At 73.5% G+C, this 16,254-nt stretch carries 17 protein-coding genes and 1 pseudogene; 12 read left to right on the plus strand and 6 right to left on the minus strand.

Annotated features, from left to right (window positions below; translation table 11 throughout):
- Window positions 1-6: 6 nt before the first annotated feature.
- A complete protein-coding gene (locus tag AB0K67_RS01635) occupies window positions 7-1,401 on the plus strand; it encodes an MFS transporter (RefSeq protein ID WP_364051114.1) in 1,395 nt (464 codons plus the stop codon).
- Here AB0K67_RS01635 and AB0K67_RS01640 read toward each other — a convergent pair whose 3' ends face one another.
- The 4 genes from AB0K67_RS01640 to AB0K67_RS01655 form a co-directional block, all read right to left on the minus strand.
- Window positions 1,402-3,789, minus strand: a complete 2,388-nt coding sequence (locus tag AB0K67_RS01640; RefSeq protein ID WP_364051117.1) for an excinuclease ABC subunit UvrA — start codon at window positions 3,787-3,789, stop codon at window positions 1,402-1,404. It abuts the gene before it with no gap.
- Window positions 3,790-3,963: 174 nt separating this feature from the next.
- Window positions 3,964-4,590, minus strand: coding sequence for a TetR/AcrR family transcriptional regulator (locus AB0K67_RS01645; RefSeq protein WP_364051120.1), 627 nt, complete (start codon window positions 4,588-4,590; stop codon window positions 3,964-3,966).
- Entirely contained in the window at window positions 4,590-5,438 is an 849-nt protein-coding gene (locus AB0K67_RS01650) for an oxidoreductase (RefSeq protein WP_364051123.1), read from the minus strand. The genes AB0K67_RS01645 and AB0K67_RS01650 overlap by 1 nt, the downstream gene beginning before the upstream one ends.
- A gap of 85 nt (window positions 5,439-5,523) precedes the next feature.
- Window positions 5,524-5,790 (minus strand): hypothetical protein, encoded by a 267-nt coding sequence (locus AB0K67_RS01655; RefSeq protein ID WP_364051126.1) that lies wholly within the window; start codon window positions 5,788-5,790, stop codon window positions 5,524-5,526.
- Window positions 5,791-5,846: 56 nt separating this feature from the next.
- Between AB0K67_RS01655 and AB0K67_RS01660 the strand changes: the two are divergent.
- The 10 genes and pseudogenes from AB0K67_RS01660 to AB0K67_RS01705 all read left to right on the plus strand — a co-directional run.
- Window positions 5,847-5,966, plus strand: a pseudogene (locus tag AB0K67_RS01660) (LysR family transcriptional regulator); the annotation flags it as partial.
- A gap of 140 nt (window positions 5,967-6,106) precedes the next feature.
- Window positions 6,107-6,499, plus strand: a complete 393-nt coding sequence (locus tag AB0K67_RS01665; RefSeq protein ID WP_364051129.1) for a hypothetical protein — start codon at window positions 6,107-6,109, stop codon at window positions 6,497-6,499.
- Window positions 6,500-6,505: 6 nt separating this feature from the next.
- The gene (locus AB0K67_RS01670; protein ID WP_364051132.1) at window positions 6,506-7,087 is read left to right on the plus strand and encodes a dihydrofolate reductase family protein; all 582 of its coding nucleotides are present in this window, start codon (window positions 6,506-6,508) and stop codon (window positions 7,085-7,087) included.
- Between the two features lie 14 nt (window positions 7,088-7,101).
- Window positions 7,102-7,476 carry a YciI family protein gene (locus AB0K67_RS01675; protein ID WP_364051135.1) on the plus strand — a complete coding sequence of 125 codons (375 nt, stop codon included), beginning with the start codon at window positions 7,102-7,104 and terminating at the stop codon, window positions 7,474-7,476.
- 98 nt (window positions 7,477-7,574) lie between these two features.
- Window positions 7,575-8,870 (plus strand): DUF6596 domain-containing protein, encoded by a 1,296-nt coding sequence (locus tag AB0K67_RS01680; protein WP_364051138.1) that lies wholly within the window; start codon window positions 7,575-7,577, stop codon window positions 8,868-8,870.
- A 67-nt stretch (window positions 8,871-8,937) separates the two neighbouring features.
- Window positions 8,938-9,711 carry a maleylpyruvate isomerase family mycothiol-dependent enzyme gene (locus AB0K67_RS01685; protein WP_364051141.1) on the plus strand — a complete coding sequence of 258 codons (774 nt, stop codon included), beginning with the start codon at window positions 8,938-8,940 and terminating at the stop codon, window positions 9,709-9,711.
- A 237-nt stretch (window positions 9,712-9,948) separates the two neighbouring features.
- Window positions 9,949-10,674 carry an MgtC/SapB family protein gene (locus tag AB0K67_RS01690; protein WP_364051144.1) on the plus strand — a complete coding sequence of 242 codons (726 nt, stop codon included), beginning with the start codon at window positions 9,949-9,951 and terminating at the stop codon, window positions 10,672-10,674.
- A 132-nt stretch (window positions 10,675-10,806) separates the two neighbouring features.
- Window positions 10,807-11,259 carry a GntR family transcriptional regulator gene (locus AB0K67_RS01695; RefSeq protein ID WP_364051147.1) on the plus strand — a complete coding sequence of 151 codons (453 nt, stop codon included), beginning with the start codon at window positions 10,807-10,809 and terminating at the stop codon, window positions 11,257-11,259.
- On the plus strand, window positions 11,256-12,101 hold the full coding sequence (locus AB0K67_RS01700) for an ABC transporter ATP-binding protein (protein WP_364051150.1): 846 nt from the start codon (window positions 11,256-11,258) through the stop codon (window positions 12,099-12,101). The genes AB0K67_RS01695 and AB0K67_RS01700 overlap by 4 nt, the downstream gene beginning before the upstream one ends.
- Window positions 12,098-13,054, plus strand: a complete 957-nt coding sequence (locus AB0K67_RS01705; protein ID WP_364051153.1) for a hypothetical protein — start codon at window positions 12,098-12,100, stop codon at window positions 13,052-13,054. Before AB0K67_RS01700 ends, AB0K67_RS01705 begins: the two co-directional genes overlap by 4 nt.
- Here the strand turns inward: AB0K67_RS01705 and AB0K67_RS01710 are convergent.
- Window positions 12,937-14,364 (minus strand): MFS transporter, encoded by a 1,428-nt coding sequence (locus AB0K67_RS01710; protein ID WP_364051156.1) that lies wholly within the window; start codon window positions 14,362-14,364, stop codon window positions 12,937-12,939. The genes AB0K67_RS01705 and AB0K67_RS01710 overlap by 118 nt on opposite strands.
- Entirely contained in the window at window positions 14,361-15,218 is an 858-nt protein-coding gene (locus tag AB0K67_RS01715) for an alpha/beta fold hydrolase (protein ID WP_364051159.1), read from the minus strand. Before AB0K67_RS01715 ends, AB0K67_RS01710 begins: the two co-directional genes overlap by 4 nt.
- 61 nt (window positions 15,219-15,279) lie before the next feature.
- Here AB0K67_RS01715 and AB0K67_RS01720 point away from each other — a divergent pair, with 61 nt between their 5' ends.
- Entirely contained in the window at window positions 15,280-16,224 is a 945-nt protein-coding gene (locus tag AB0K67_RS01720; RefSeq protein ID WP_364051162.1) for a LysR substrate-binding domain-containing protein, read from the plus strand.
- The last annotated feature ends 30 nt before the right edge of the window (window positions 16,225-16,254 follow it).

Consider the following 16,254-nt stretch of genomic DNA (forward strand, 5'->3'; position numbering starts at 1 on the left):
ACACACATGTCGGGATCCAGCCCTCGCCCAGGGCTCTTCAGTACGTCGCCGTTCCTCGCTTTCGCCGGTTTCGGCGTGTTCTGGGGTGTGTGGGGTGCCTGCCTGCCCCTGCTGCGCGCCCATGCGGGGGTGGGCGACGCGCGCTTCGGCGTCGCCCTGCTGCTGGTGGGCGCGGGAGCGCTGCCCGCCATGTTGCTGACCGGGCGGCTCGTCGACGCCGTCGGCCTGCGGGTGGCCGGGATGCTGCTCGCGCTGCTGGGGGTCTCGGGTGTGGTGCTGTGCGCGATCTCCACCGGCTACGCCGGGCTGTGTGCGGGCATCCTCGCCGTGGGAGCCGCGTCGGGGGCTTCCGACGTGGCCATCAACACGCTCGCCGCCACCGTGGAGAAGCGCACGGCACGGCCGGTGGTGGCGCGCTCGCACGCCGCGTTCTCCGCCGCCGTCGCGGCGAGCAGCCTGGCTGCGGGCGCACTCGCCGCCGCGACCGGCAGCCTGCTCGCCGCCTTCACGGCCGCTGCCGCGCTGGTCGCAGCGGTCGCCGTAACCGTGGTGACCGCGACCCGCCCAGCCGCCGTACGGACCGGCGCCGGAGCCCCGCGCACGGACATCGACGTCCCGCAGGCCGCAGGCCCGGACGGCCGAAGGGCCGACGCCCGGCGGGCTTGGGACGCAGCCGGGCGGCCGAGCGCGGAGCCGGAGGGGCGAAGCGACCAGGCGCGGGCGGGCTTCCGCGCTGTCACCGGAACAAGCGCACGCCCCAGGCGGCGGGGAGGGGCGGGGCGGTTGCCGGGAGGCGGGGCGTTGGTGGTGATCGGCGGGATCGGGGCGCTGGCGTTCGCGGCGGAGAACGCGTTCCAGACCTGGGGGGCGGTCCTTCTCGCCGACGCCTTCTCAGCATCACCGGCGGTGGCCGCGGTCGCGCCGGCGGCGTTCGCGGCCACGGCGGCGCTGGCCCGGCTGGCGGGCGGGCCGGTCATGCTGCGCCGCCCGATCGCCGCACTGGTCACATCCGGCCTGATCGCCACGGCGGGCGGCGTGCTGACGGCGGTCGCCCCGTCGCTGCCGATCGCCCTGGCGGGCGTGGTCGCCGCAGCCCTGGGCACGGCGACGCTCTTCCCCACCCTGCTGTCGTACGGCCTGCGGCCCGTCCCCGACGCGTTCAGAGGAAGGGCCACCTCGGCCGTCTCCACGGTCGCCTACCTCGGCTTCCTCGCCGGCCCCGCCTACTTCGGGATGCTCGCCGACGCAGGCGGTGTGCAGCGGGCGTTCCTCGGCGTGGCCGCGCTGACCGGAGTGCTGCTGGCGACGCTTCCCGTGCTGCCGCGACTGAGCCGCCCCGCGACGGACCACGAGCGGGCGTCACGGGGCGGCGACGGGGCGCCCGAGCGGGTGCCGTGCTGATCAGGCCCCGACGTACTCCGCCAGGTGCTCGCCGGTCACCGTCGAGCGGGCCTTGACCAGCTCGGCGGGCGTGCCCTCGAACACCACCCGGCCGCCGTCGTGACCCGCGCCCGGCCCGAGGTCGATGATCCAGTCGGCGTGCGCCATGACCGCCTGGTGGTGCTCGATGACGATGACCGACTTGCCGGAGTCCACGAGCCGGTCGAGCAGGCCGAGGAGGTGCTCGACATCCGCGAGGTGCAGGCCGGAGGTGGGCTCGTCCAGGACGTACACGCCGCCCTTCTCGGCCATGTGGGTGGCCAGCTTGAGCCGCTGCCGCTCGCCGCCGGACAGCGTGGTGAGCGGCTGGCCGAGCGTCAGGTAGCCGAGCCCGACGTCGGAGAGGCGGGTGAGGATGGCGTGGGCGGCCGGCGTACGCGCCTCGCCCGAGCCGAAGAACTCCACGGCCTCGGCGACCGGCATGGCCAGCACCTCGCTGATGTCGCGCCCGCCGAGCCGGTGCTCGAGCACCGACGGGTGGAACCGCTTGCCCTCGCACTCCTCGCAGACGGTGGTGACGCTGGCCATGAAGCCCAGCTCGGTCTCGATGACGCCGGCGCCGTTGCAGTCGGGGCAGGCGCCTTCGGAGTTGGCGCTGAACAGCGCCGGCTTGACGCCGTTGGCCTTGGCGAACGCCTTGCGGATCGGGTCGAGCAGGCCGGTGTAGGTGGCCGGGTTGCTGCGCCGGGAGCCGCGGATGGGGCTCTGATCGATCGACACCACGCCGGCGCGGGCGGGGATCGACCCGTGGATGAGCGAGCTCTTGCCCGACCCCGCCACGCCGGTGACGACGGTGAGCACGCCGAGCGGGATGTCGACGTCGACGTTCTTGAGGTTGTTGGTGGTGGCGCCGCGGATCTCCAGGTGGCCGGTGGGCGTGCGCACGGTGTCCTTCAGCGTGGCCCGGTCGTCCAGGTGGCGGCCGGTGACGGTGCCGGAGGCCCGCAGCCCTTCGACGGTGCCCTCAAAGCAGATCTCGCCGCCGGCGGTGCCCGCGCCGGGTCCGAGGTCCACGACGTGGTCGGCGATCGCGATGGTCTCGGGCTTGTGCTCGACGACGAGCACCGTGTTGCCCTTGTCGCGCAGGCGCAGCAGCAGCTCGTTCATGCGCTGGATGTCGTGCGGGTGCAGGCCCGCTGTGGGCTCGTCGAAGACGTACGTGACGTCGGTGAGCGAGGAGCCGAGGTGGCGGACCATCTTGACGCGCTGCGCCTCACCGCCGGACAGGGAGCCAGCGGGGCGGTCGAGCGACAGGTAGCCGAGCCCGATCTGGACGAACGAGTCGAGCGTGTGCGCCAGCTTGGCCAGCAAAGGCGCGACGGTCGGCTCGTCGAGGCCGCGTACCCACTCGGCCAGGTCGCTGATCTGCATGGCGCAGGCGTCGGCGATGTTGACGCCGCGGATGCGCGAGGAGCGGGCCAGCTCGGTGAGCCGGGTGCCGTCGCAGTCGGGGCAGGTGACGAACGTGACCGCACGCTCCACGAAGGCCCTGATGTGCGGCTGCATCGCCTCGGGGTCCTTCGACAGGAACGACTTGCGGATCTTCGGGATCAGGCCCTCGTAGGTGAGGTTGACGCCGTCGACCTTGACCTTGCGCGGCTCGGCGTAGAGGAAGTCGTCGAGTTCCTTCTTGGTGTACTCGCGGATCGGCTTGTCGGGGTCGATGACGCCGGATGCGGCGATGACGCGTACCGTCCAGAAGCTGTCGGCCTTGTAGCCGGGGATGGTGATCGCGCCTTCGGAGATCGACTTGGAGTCGTCGTAGAGCTGGGTGAGGTCGAGGTCGGAGACCGAGCCGCGGCCCTCGCAGCGCGGGCACATGCCGCCGGTGCGGGTGAAGGTCGCCTTGACGGGCTTCTTCTTCTCGCCGCGCTCGACGGTGATCGCGCCGGCGGCGCGTACGGTGGGCACGTTGAAGGAGAACGCGTTGGGCGAGCCGATGTGCGGCTGCCCGATACGGCTGAACAGGATGCGCAGCATCGCGTTGGCGTCTGTGGCGGTGCCGACCGTGGAGCGCGGGTCGGCGCCGAGGCGCTGCTGGTCGACGATGATCGCGGTGGTGAGCCCGTCGAGCACGTCCACCTCGGGCCTGGCCAGCGTCGGCATGAAGCTCTGGACGAACGTGCTGTACGTCTCGTTGATCATCCGCTGCGACTCGGCGGCGATGGTGCCGAACACCAGCGAGCTCTTGCCCGACCCCGACACCCCCGTGAACACCGTCAGCCGGCGCTTGGGGATCTCGACGGTGACGTCCTTGAGGTTGTTGACACGGGCGCCGTGCACCCGGATCCAGTCGTGGGTGTCGGCGGCGTGGGGCGCGGGCGATCGTGGGTCCGTGCTCGTGGCCATGCTGGTGGTGTCTCCATCTGTGGTGCGGGCGCTGCCACCGTCGGGCAGTTATGAGAAGTATGTCGGCTTTTGTCCGGCCTTGCGCCGGGTGAGCCGCGCTTGCCCACCCACGCTAGGGGCAGACCGGCGCCCGGCGCTTCTCGAATACTGACCGCTTCCCGTCTCGTTCCCGCATCACTTGTCGCCGCCGGCCAGCCCGGCGCAGGTCAGCCAGATGTGCTCGCACGCCGACGACGCCCGCCGCAGCGCCTCGGGAGACTCCTGCGAGGCGTGGTAGAAGCTCCGCTCGATCATCCAGCACAGGGCGCGCGCCATCGCCGACGCCTGGTGGGGCTCGGTGCCCGCGGGGACACCCGCGCGCTCCAGCACGGCGGTGATGGCGCCGGTGAACAGGTCGGCCGTGCGACTCCACAGCTCGCCGATCTCCGGGACGGTCAGCGACAGGTCGATGGCCGTGCGCATGACCAGGCCGTGCTCGTTCCACAGCTCGATCGTGCGCCGCATGGCCGCCGCGATGGCCGCGCGCGGGTCGTCGTTCGCCGCGGTGGCCCGCGAGCGCTCCCACAGGTGCTCGACGGTCCTGGCCACGAGCCCCGTGACCACCTCCTGCTTGGAGCCGAAGTAGAAGTACAGCGCGCCGCGCGTGATGCCGGCGCCCTGGGCGATGTCGCCGACGGTCATCGCCTCATAGCCCTTCTCGGCCAGCAGGGCCTCGCAGGTGTCGAGGATCGCCCGCTCCCTGAGGTCGCCCTTGCGCTCGGCGGCGGTGCGCCGCCGCCGAGCGGGAGGGGTGCCGCGCATCAGAGCTGCGCGCCTTCGGGGAAGTCGGTCGTCCGGGACAGCGCCTCCCACGTGCGGATGTCGTCGTCCACGGCGGTACGCGCGGCGGCGATCAGGCGCAGCGCGTCGGAGCCCAGGACGAGGTGGGCCGGCGGGTTCTCGATGGAGGCGATGTGCACGACCGCCTCACCGGCCTTGGCCGGGTTGCCGAGCTGGTTGCCGCTGGCCTTGCGCCGCGCCGCCCTGATGGGCAGGAACAGCTCGTCGTAGTCGGCGATGGAGTGCTCAGCGCGGGTCATGGAGCGTCCGGCCCAGTCCGTACGGAACGATCCGGGCTCGATCGCCGTCACGTGGATGCCGAACTGCGCGACCTCCTTGCCCAGCGCTTCGAGTATGCCTTCGAGGGCGAACTTGCTGCCGCAGTAGGCGGACATGCCGGGCACGGCCATGAGCCCGCCCATGGACGTGACGGCCATCAGGCGGCCGCTCCTGCGCTGCCGCATGTAGGGCAGGGCCGCCCGCAGCGTGGACACCGCCCCGAAGACGTTGACCTCGAACTGCCGCCGCACCTCGGCCAGCGAGGTCTCCTCGAACGTGCCCTCCAGGCCGTAACCGGCGTTGGCGATCACGACGTCGAGTGGGCCGACGTTCTGCTCCACCTCGGCGACCACCCGGTGGACCGCGTCCTCGTCGGTGACGTCGAGGACGCGGCCGTGCGCGCGCCCCGGCTCGAGCGCCTCGAAGGCCCGCAGGTCCGCCTCGGAGCGGACGGTTCCCGTGACGGTGTGCCCGGCCGCCAGCGCGGCCTGAGCGAAGGCCCGCCCCAGCCCTGAGCTGACGCCGGTGATGAGCCATTTCTGCTGTTGCATGTCCCCTCCAGGGGCTAGGTCGGGCGGGAGCCGGACGGCTCCACCTCACAAAATCTACACTATGTCGATTTTTCTCGGCAAAGTGTCAATTCTGGCTGGGCGCGGCGGACGCGAACCAGACCCCGGCCGCCGCGCACACCGCCGCCGCCAGCGCCATCGCGGTCGCGGGCCCGCTCGCCTCACCGAGCCCCATGACGCCGCCCATCGCGGCGACGCCGAGCGTGGCGCCGGCCTGCCGTACGGCGTTGAGCAGCCCTCCGGCCGCACCGGCCGCCAGCAGCGCCAGGCCGAGCACCAGCGCCGCGATCGGCACGTTGATGAGGAAGACGGCCCGCCAGCCCGCCAGATCCACCAGGACGCCGCCGCCACCGCCGCGCCGTTGATGGCCGCCCAGGTCGCCACCGCACGGTCACCGGCGCCGCCGTGGCACTCGACCTGGCGCCGTCCAGCGTCTCGGCGCAGATCCGTGCCCTGGAGCGATCGCTCGGGGTGGAGCTGTTCGCGCGCACGACCAAGGGCATGCGGCTCACCCGCAGGGCGAACGCCTCCTCATCTGGTCACGCCGCCTGCTCGACCAGGCGGAACAGGCCCGGCGCGAGGTCACGGGACAGGCCGCGCGGCTGCGGCTCGGCGCGCTGGAGACGCTCGCCGCCACCTACGTCCCGCGCGTGCTCGCCCCCCTCGCAGCACGCCGCCCAGGGCTCCAGGTGGACGTGCTGCCGGGCACGCGGCGGGACGACCTGCTCGCCGACGTCGCCGCAGGACGCCTGGAGGCGGCGCTGCTCCTCGACACCGGTGACGCGCTCGGCGACCTCGGGCTTCGCCGCGCCGCCGCTGAGCTTCCTCGACGTCGACACCGTGCCCCTCGTCCTGGTCGCCGCGCCCGGGCACCCGCTGGACGCTGGTGTGGCGCGGCGACCGCGAATCGCTCCCTGGTCTGCGCGACCTCCTCTACGCCACCGTCCCCGCGAAACCCTGACGCCTGGGTGTCTGTCCCGGCCCGCCGTCCTCGTCATCTCCATGCCGGGCCGCACACGGCGGCCCGGCGGGACAGGGAGTGACATCGCATGGGCACCATCAACGTCTTCGCGCACATCAGCCTGGACGGGGTCATGCAGGCCCCGGGGCGGCCTGACGAGGACATCAGAGGCGGGTTCCGCCACGGCGGCTGGGGCGTGGAACACGCCGACGAGGTGACCGCGCGGCCGCCGGTCTCCGGCCGGGAACGCACCGCGGCGCTGCTGTTCGGGCACCGCTCGTACGACGATCTGCTGCGGCACTGGACGTCGGTCGCCGAGCCCAACCCGTTCACCGAGTCGCTGGTGCGGCAGCGCAAATACGTCGCCACCCGCGCCCCGGAGGCCCATCTGGCCTACCCCAACTCCGTGCCGCTGGCGGGCGAGGCCGCCGAGACCGTCGCCCGGTTGAAGGACGAGGTGAACGGGGTGATCACGGTGCTGGGCAGCGGCGAGCTCGTCCGCTCGCTGCACCGGGCCGGGCTCATCGACGCGTACGTCCTGCTGATCCACCCGATCGTGCTCGGGTCGGGGACCCGGCTGTTCGGCGCCGGCGACCGTACCGACCTCGTGCTCGAGGAGACCGTCACGTCCCCGACCGGCATCGTCATGGCGCGCTACCAGGTGAAATGAGGGAGGATCGCATAATGCGATACATGCTGCTGTTCCACCACAGCGAGGAGAGCGAGGCGTCCATCGGAGCTGAGGCGATCGCCGAGGGCATGCGGGCGATGGCGAGCTACGCGGCGACGCTGGAGCAGGCCGGGGTCCTGGTGAGCGGAGACGTGCTGCAGCCGTCGTCGGCCTCGACCACGCTCTCCTCTGCCGGCGGCGAGCCGCGCATCCAGGACGGGCCGTTCGCCGACACCAAGGAGCAGCTCGGCGGCGTCATCGTCATCGACGTCCCCGACCTCGACACCGCGCTGACCTGGGCGCGGCAGGCGCCGCCGGCCGCCTGGGGCACGGTCGAGGTCCGGCCCGGCGCGGTGCACATCGAGAACGGGACCTGGGTCCCATCGTGACCGGAGGCCCCGCACGCCAGCCGGGCGAGCCGACCGGACCCGCAAGCCGGAAGGACCTCCCGGAGGCGGCGCCGTCCGGGGCGAGCGGTTCCGAGGCGGTGGCCGGAGGTGCGGCGCAGCTCGGGCCGGACGGCTCGGAGGCCGCGACCGGAGATGCGGCGCTGTTCGGACCGGACGGCTCGGAGGCGGCGATCATGGCGGAGCGGGCGGCGCGGGAGTCGTTCGGGCGGCTGGTGGCGCTGCTCGCCGCGTCCACCGGCGATCTGCAGCTCGCCGAGGACACGCTGGCGCAGGCGTTCGAGCAGGCGCTGACCACGTGGCCGCGCGACGGGGTGCCGGACAATCCGGAGGGCTGGCTGCTCACGGTGGCGCGCAACCGCCAGCGGGACTTCTGGAAGTCCGCCGCGCACCGCCGTACCGCGCCGCTGGACGAGGGCGCGGACGGGCCCGCAGGCCCGCTGGACGCGCTCGACCCGGACGCCATCCCCGACCGGCGGCTCGCCCTGCTCTTCGTCTGCGCCCATCCGGCGATCGCCGCGAACGTCCGCACCCCGCTGATGCTGCAGGCCGTGCTCGGCTTCGACTCCGCGGCGATCGCGCGGGCGTTCGCGGTGCCGGCGGGCGCGATGCAGCAGCGACTGGTACGCGCCAAGCGGCGGATCCGCGACGCCCGCATCCCCTTCGCCGTCCCCGGCAGGGACGCCATGCCGGAACGACTCGCGCCGGTGCTGGAGGCGGTCTACGGCTGCTACGCCCTGGCCTGGCCGGAACGCGGCGACGGCGGTTCGCCGGCCGGGGAGGCACGCTACCTCGCCGTCACCCTGGCCCGCCTGCTCGGGGACCAGCCGGAGGCGTGGGGGCTGGCCGCGCTGCTCACCCTGGACTCGGCGCGGGCGGGGCGGCCCGGCGGGCCGTATCTGCCGCTGGAGGAGCAGGATCCGTCCGGTTGGGACCTCCGGCTCATCGCCGAAGGAGAGCACTACCTGCGCAAGGCCGAGCGCCCCGGCCAGGCGCCCGGCCGGTTCCAGCTCGAGGCGGCGATCCAGGCCGTCCACTGCGACCGGGCCAGGACCGGCGTGACGGACTGGCCCGCGCTGCGGACCCTCTACGCCGCGCTGGTCGCCGTCGCGCCCAGCCTCGGCAGCCGGGTCGCGCACGCGGCCGTCACGGCCCGCACCGGCTCGGCCGAGCAGGCGCTCGAGCTGCTGGAGGAGCTGCCGCCCGAGCGCGAGCGGTTCCAGCCGTACCACGCGACGCGGGGAGACCTGCTGACCAGGCTCGGGCGGCACGAGGACGCGGCGGCGGCGTACGCGAAGGCCGCCGCGCTCGCCACCGACCCCGCGGTGAGGGCGTTCCTGGAGCGTCGCGCCGGCTCTGCGAATTGTCGGACGTGACCGGTAGCGTCTGACGCGCCGCCGGACGGGCGGCATCCGATGCTCTAAGGCACCTGGAGGTGCGGCGATGGACACATCCGCGTACTTGAAGGCCGTCATCGAGCAGACCGGCACGCTCGCGGACTGGGTTGACGGGAAAGACGCCTCGACTCCGGTGCCGACCTGCCCGGAGTGGACGCTGTCCGACCTCGTCGAACACGTCGGCGGTGTGCAGCGCATGGTGACGACGCTCGTCGGCGAACGGCTGGTCGATCCGACCAAGGCGTTGGAGCCCGCCTCCGGGCCTGCCGGCCCCGGCGAGTGGCGCCAGTGGCTGATCGACGGCGCGGCCGAGGCGCGGCAGGCGTACTCCTCGGTGACCGACGACACGCCGGTGTGGGATCCGTCGGGCGCGGCCGCGGGCGTGCCGTTCTGGGCCCGGCGGCTGTTCGGCGAGATGTGCGTGCACCGCGCCGACGCCGCGGCGGCGCTGGGGCTGCCGTACGAGCTGCCGACGGACCTCGCCGTCGCCGCCCTGAGCGACTGGCTGGACACGATGACCTCGCGCGGCTACTGGGAGAACGTACCGCGCTTCGCCGAGGCGATGACCGGCGACGGCCAGACCCTCCACTTCCACGCCACCGACGCTCCCGGCGAGTGGCTGGCCCGCCGGGAGAAGGACGGGATCGCCCTGGAGCGCGTCCACGGCGAGGCCGATGTCACGGTCAGCGGCCCGGCCACCGACCTCCTCCTCGTGATCAGCCGCCGCCGCCCGCCGGCCGATGCTCCCGCGCTGGACGTGCAGGGCGACCGCGCGCTGTTCGAGCACTGGATCGACCACATGGACTGGGTCGCCGGCTGACCCCGCCCCAGCCGTGGCCGTGGGGCGGTGCCAAGGAGCGGCCGCCGCCCCACGGCCGCTCGGGATGCCCCCGCCCTGGCCGGATCGAGTCGGGTGTGCCGCTGCCGGTCACGTCGAGGCCGCGGGCAGGCGCGCCTTTCTGGTCGCACCATGCCTGCGCAAAGTGGGGGATGACGGTGCGCAGGCCGGAGGCCGGGGGAGGTGTGGCGGGGCGGCGGGTGGGGGAGAGGCCATGGAATGCAAGGAACGTTCGCGGTCGGTGCGTTCAGTGGTCAGGGATGGGCACAGCTCGGGGATCTCGGGCTGGCTTTACTGCTGTCCGCCGCGATCGGGCTGGAGCGCGAGATCCGGCAGAAGAGCGCCGGGCTGCGCACGCACACGCTGGTCGGTTTCGCCTCCGCGCTGATCGTCCTGGTCTCCAAGTACGGCTTCGCGGACGTGCTCGGCGGTGACGTCGCCCTCGACCCGTCGCGGGTGGCCGCGCAGATCGTCTCGGGGATCGGGTTCATCGGCGGCGGTCTCATTTTCGTCCGCCGGGACGCGGTGCGCGGGCTGACGACCGCCGCCGTGGTGTGGCTGACCTGCGCGGTCGGCATGGCGGCCGGGGCCGGGCTGTGGTTGCCGGCGATCGCCGTGACCGTCGGGCACTTCCTGGTGGTGTTCGCGTTCCCGCCGTTGACCGGCCGGCTGCCCCGCTCGAAGTACGCGCAGACGCCCCTGCGGCTGACCTATCTCGACGGGCGGGGCGTGCTGCGGCGGGTGCTGCAGACGTGCACGGACAAGGGGTTCGTGATCGCGGAGCTGACCGTGGACCGCGAGCGCGGCGGCGGGGAGCAGCGCGGCGTGTCCATCTGGATGGTGGTGCAGGGTCCCGGGCAGATCAGCGACCTGGCGAGCACGCTGGCCGACATCGACGGCGTGCTCACGGTCTCCGGCACCGATCTCGACGCCTCCGCCTCCTGAGAGCGCCCCGCCTTCCGCTGGACGGCCCCTCCGCACCCTCCGCCGTCTGAAAGGCGGGCGCCGGCGCGGGTTGACAAGCGATCAGCACTCCACCACCCTTTCACTAATCAAATAGTGAAAGGGTGTTTTGGTGTGATCGAGTTCAACCTGGATCGCGGCTCAGGCGTCTCGACCTACCTGCAGCTCGTCCACCAGGTGAAGCAGGCGCTCCGCCTGGGCACATTGCGGCCCGGCGACCAGTTGCCGACCGCGCGCGAGGTCGTCGAGCGGCTGGCCATCAACCCCAACACCGTGCTCAAGGCGTACCGGGAGCTGGAGCGCGAGGGGCTGGTCGAGGGACGGCCGGGGATGGGGACGTTCGTCCGGGAGGGCGTCGCCAGTCCGACGCTCGCCGATCACACGCGGCTGCGGCGTTCCCTGGAGGCGTGGGTGCGCGAGGCCCGCGCGGCGGGGCTCGACCAGGAGGACCTGCGGGCGCTGTTCGCCGCAGTGCTGGCCGGCACCGCCAAGGAAGACACCGCCGAAGAAGACACCGCCGAAGAAGACACCGCCGAAGAAGACGCCGCCAAGGAGGACGTGGCATGAAACCGGCGCTGGAGGTGACCGGGCTGGGCGTGCGCTACCGCCGTACGTGGGCGCTGCGCGACTGCTCGCTGTCCGTGCCCGCGGGGCGCGTGGCGGCGCTCGTGGGCCCCAACGGCGCGGGCAAGACCACGCTGATGCATGCGGCCGTCGGCCTGCTGCGGCCGGAGACGGGCAGCGTGCGCGTGGCCGGCGAGGTGGCGTTCGTGGCCCAGGACAAGCCGCTGTACGACGGGTTCACCGTCGCCGAGATGCTCGCCTTCGGCCGCCGTCTGAACCGCCGCTGGGATGACGGCGCGGCAAGACGGCGGCTCGCCGGATTGGGCATCCCGCTGGACCGCAAGGTGGGCAGGCTGTCGGGCGGCCAGCAGGCGCAGGTGGCCGTGACGCTGGCCGTGGCCGCCTGTCCCGACCTGCTCGTGCTGGACGAGCCGCTGGCCAACCTCGACCCGCTCGCCCGCCACGACGTGATGCGCTCGATCATGGCGGAGGTGGCCGGGCGTGAGCTGACCGTGCTGCTGTCCTCGCACGTCGTCTCCGACCTGGAGGAGACCTGCGACTGGCTGATCCTGCTGAACGGGGGCCGGCTGCAGGTCAGCGGCGACATCGAGGAGCTGCTGGACGGGCATCACGTGCTCACCGGGCCGGAGCAGGCGTCGCCCGCCGGAGCGGACGCGGTGAGCGTGAGCCGTACCGGCAGGCAGGTGACCATGCTGGTCAGGGGCGGGCCGCCGCTCGACCCGCGCTGGCAGGCGCGCCGTCCCGGGCTGGACGAGCTCGTCATGGGCTACCTGCGCAGCCCCGAGTCGGGGGCGCTGCCCGGCCTCGCGGAGGTGCGCGCGTGATCTGGGTGACGTGGCGCCAGCACCGGGCGCAGATCCTCGTGACGGCGGGCCTCCTGGCGCTGCTGGGCGTGCTGCTGCTCGTCTCGGCGCTGGAGGCGAACGCGTACGTGGCCGAGCACGCCCCGCCCGGCTGCCCGGGAACCGCTGTGACCTGCGGTGACGTGGCGGCGGCGCTCGGGCAGCGCTATGAGGCGGTCTACTCGGTGTTCGGCTGGCTGCCGCTGGTGGCTCCCGCGCTGATCGGCGCGTTCTGGGGCGCGCCGCTGCTCGGCCGCGAGTACGAGCGCGGCACCCACCGGCTGGCCTGGACCCAGTCGGTGTCCGTGGGCAGGTGGCTGGCGGTGAAGCTGTCGATCTTGGGCGGCGCGGTCGTGGCGGGCGGGCTGCTGCTCTCGCTCATGGTGAGCCTATGGCGGCCGGTGTTCAGGACCGACTCCGCGTTCGGCAACATCGGCGTGTTCAACATGGTCGGCGTGCTGCCTGCGGCGTGGTGGCTGTACGCGTGCGCGCTCGGCGTGGCGGCCGGGGCGCTGTTCCGCCGCACGCTGCCCGCGATGGCGGTGGTCGTGGCCGGGGTGGCGGTGACGATGTTCGCGCTGTTCCGGCTGAGCGACCACTATGCCGAGCCGGTACGCGCCGAGCTGACCGGCACCGTGGTGCTGCCCGATCAGGACGCCAGGCTGGTGCGCGCCGCCTGGGTGGAGCCGTCGGGCGGTGAGGTGGCCGACCCGGCGGGCAGCGGCTGCCCGCGCCGCATGGACACCGGGCAGAGCAGCAGGAACGCCGAGGCCTGGCAGGCGTGCCTGTTCGGTAAGGGCTACCGGTACGCGGTGTACTACCATCCGCCGTCCCGGTTCTGGCGTTTCCAGTGGACGGAGGCGGCGATCCTGACGCTCGCGTCGGTGGCCGTCGGAGGGCTGGCCGTGCGCCGCACCCTCCGCCGTCCCGGGTGAGCCGGCCGGAGGCTGATGAGCGCGGTGACGGCGAAGACCGCGCCCTCGTACGTCATCGCGTACCAGAACGACCCTCCGGGGGCGGCGGCGTACGCCAGACCGCCCAGAGCCACCCCGATGGTCCCGCCGAGCTGCTGCGCGGTCGGCAGCAGCCCTGACACCGACCCGGCCGCGTCCCGGCCGACCCCGGCCGGCACCAGCGCGAACACCGACGCCGTGAACACCCCGAACGCCCCGCCTCCGACGGCGAGCGGCGCCGTCGCCCACGGCCCGTTCAGCAAAGGCGGGAGCGTCACCACGGTAACGGCCAGCGCGAGCGCGGCTGCGGTGAGCACGCGCGGCCCGTGGCGGGCCGACAGCGCGGGCGCGGCGCGGCTGCCCGCGATGGCCGCCGCCGCGAACGGCGCCGAGATCAGCGCGGCGGCGAGGGGCGACCGGCCGAGCGCGGTCTGCAGGTGCAGCATCAGCAGGTACGTGAACGACGGCACGCCCGCGTTGAACACGAACACCAGCGTCACCCCCCACCGCGCGGTGCGGTCGCGCAGCACGGACGGGTGGATCAGCGCATCCGGCCGCCGCAGCGTCAGCGCGAAGGCGGCGAGCAGCACCACGGAAGCGGCCAGACCGGCCCACGTCCACCAGGGTCTGCCCACCTCGCGGCCCAGCGTGAGCGGCAGCAGCAGCGCCCCGAACCCGGCGGTGACCAGCACCGCGCCGGTGACGTCCACCCGCTGCGAGCCCGTCCCGCGCGCGGCGGGAAGCAGCGCGGCGCCCGCGAGCGAGATCAGCGCCACCGGCACGGTGACCAGGAAGACCGGCCGCCAGCCGAACCCCGCCAGCAGCCCGCCGGCCAGCGGCCCGGCCAGTGACGCGATGCCCATGGTGGCCCCGTACAGGCCCATGGCGCGGGCGCGGCCCCGCTCCGGCACGGCGACCTGGATGATCGACAGGACCTGTGGCGCGACCAGGCCGCTGCCCGCGCCCTGCACCAGCCGCGCCGCGACCAGCCAGGCGGGACCTGGCGCGGCGGCGCAGGCCAGCGACCCCATGAGGAAGATCGCGGTGCCGATGGCGAACAGCCGGCGGTAGCCGTACCGGTCGCCGAGCCTGGCGGCCGTGATGAGCAGGCAGGCGTACGTCAGCGTGTACCCGGCGAGGACGAGCCGCACCGCGCCGGGCCCCATGCCGAGCCCGGCCTGGATGGACGGCGCGGCGACCTGCGCGACGGTGACGTTCAGGAGCTGGACGAAGGTCGCGCTGAGCACCACCGGCAGCACCGCGCGCCCGCCTGTGACGTGAGTGCCGGTCACGGGATCAGCGCCGCCGCCAGCTCGGCGGGCCGTGCGGCGAACGGGCTGTGCCCGCCCGGCAGGCTGCGCACGGTGAACGGCCGGTCGGTGAAGGCCGCGTCGGTCTCGGCGATCATCAGGTCCTGCACGGCGGGAGTCAGCGCTCGGTCGTCGGCGCAGCGCAGATAGGTCCGGGGGATGCGCCCCCAGCGTTCCCGGCTCAGGACGACGGGCGTGGCGGGGACGGCCATCGGCAGGTCAGGAGTGAGTGAGATGCGCCAGCGGTCGAAGGCGTCCTCCCGGATGTCGTGGTAGTAGGCCCGCCGCAGCTCCTCGGCGTAGGCGGGGTCGGGGGAGAGCGGGTTGATCCGTACGGCGCCGATCGCGTCGGCGTCGCCGAGGAAGAGACCCTGGCCGAGGGCGGTGGCGTTCTCGGGTGCGGCGAGGTAGTCGAAGAACCTGGGCCGCCCGGCAGGGACGAACGCGCTCAGGTACGCCAGCCGGTCCACCAGCTCGGGTGCCTGCTCGGCGGCCAGAGAGGCGGGGCCGCCGCCCGCGCTGTGCGCGACGAGCACGACCTGGCGGTAGTGACGGACCCGGCGCAGCACGCCGATGACGGCCTGAGCGCACTCGTCCATGGTCACGGCGGCCAGCGCGGACTTCTCCGACGCCAGACCGGGCTGGCCGGGACGCAGGTAGCCGGTGGGCAGGGGCGCGTCGAGCCCGTGGCCGGGCAGATCGACGGCCACGGAGGCGGCACCGAGCCCGGCAAGGGCCCGCTGGGTGGCCGCCCAGTGCCCGGAGTGGTGCCAGGCGCCGTGTACGAGGACGAAGACGGTGTCGTTCATGCCGCCCATCCCATGCAGCGACCGCATGAGCATCCACCACGAGATATGACAGGCGGCTCGGCGATACACAGCAGGTATAAAGGACGATATGGAGGCACGGCACCTTCGCTACGCGCTCGCCCTGGCCGAGCACGAGCACTTCGGCCGGGCCGCCGCCGCGCTCGGCATCGCGCAGCCGCCGTTGTCGAAGCAGATTGCCGACCTGGAGCGCGAGGTGGGGGCGCGGCTGTTCGAGCGCACCCGCCAGGGCGTGTTTCCGACGGCGGCGGGCGAGGCGTTCCTGGCCCGGGCGCGGCGGGCGCTCGACGAGATGGCGGCGGCGGTGTCCGACGCGGGCCGGGCCGCGCGCGGTGAGACGGGCAGGCTGCGGCTGGGGTTCATCGCCTCGGCGCTGCTCGACCCGCTGCCCGGCGTGCTGCACCGGTTCGGGCGCGAGCGTCCCGACGTACGGCTTGAGCTGCACGAGATGGCCAGCAGCCGCAGCTCCGCCGCGCTGATCGCGGGCGAGCTGGACGTCGCGATCACCCTCGGCCCGCCCCGGGGCGCGGGGGCCGAGCGCCTGGTGTCGGTGCCGATCGGGCACGATTACCTGGTGGCGGTGGTGAGCACCGCCCACCCGCTGGCCGGCCGCCCGGAGGTGCGCGTGGAGCAGCTGCGGCGGCAGCGGCTCATCGTCGCGGCGAGCGAGGACGAGCCCGCCGTGAGCGCCGGACTGCGCGCGCTGCTGGGCAGGGACTCACCGGCGCTGGCGGGCGCGACCGTCGCACGAGACGTGCATACCATCGTCGGCCTGGCCGCCTCGGGAGTCGGCGTCGGGCTGGGCCCGTCACGGATGCTCGCCGCGCCGCGCCAGGGCACGTGGTTCTGCGAGGTCGTCCCGCGTACGCCGCTGCCCGATCTGGTGCTGTCGTTCGCCGCGCGCGATACGTCGCCGGTGCTGACCGCGTTCCTGGACACGATTCGCCGCAACTGTCCCACCGTGGGCGCCGCGCTCGACCACCGGCTGCGCGCCGCCGCGCCGCCGTCAGAATGAGCCGCCCCTCAGGGGCGCTAAGCTGCGCGC

Source organism: Nonomuraea sp. NPDC052634, from assembly GCF_040678535.1.
GTDB classification, from domain to species: Bacteria; Actinomycetota; Actinomycetes; order Streptosporangiales; family Streptosporangiaceae; genus Nonomuraea; species Nonomuraea fastidiosa.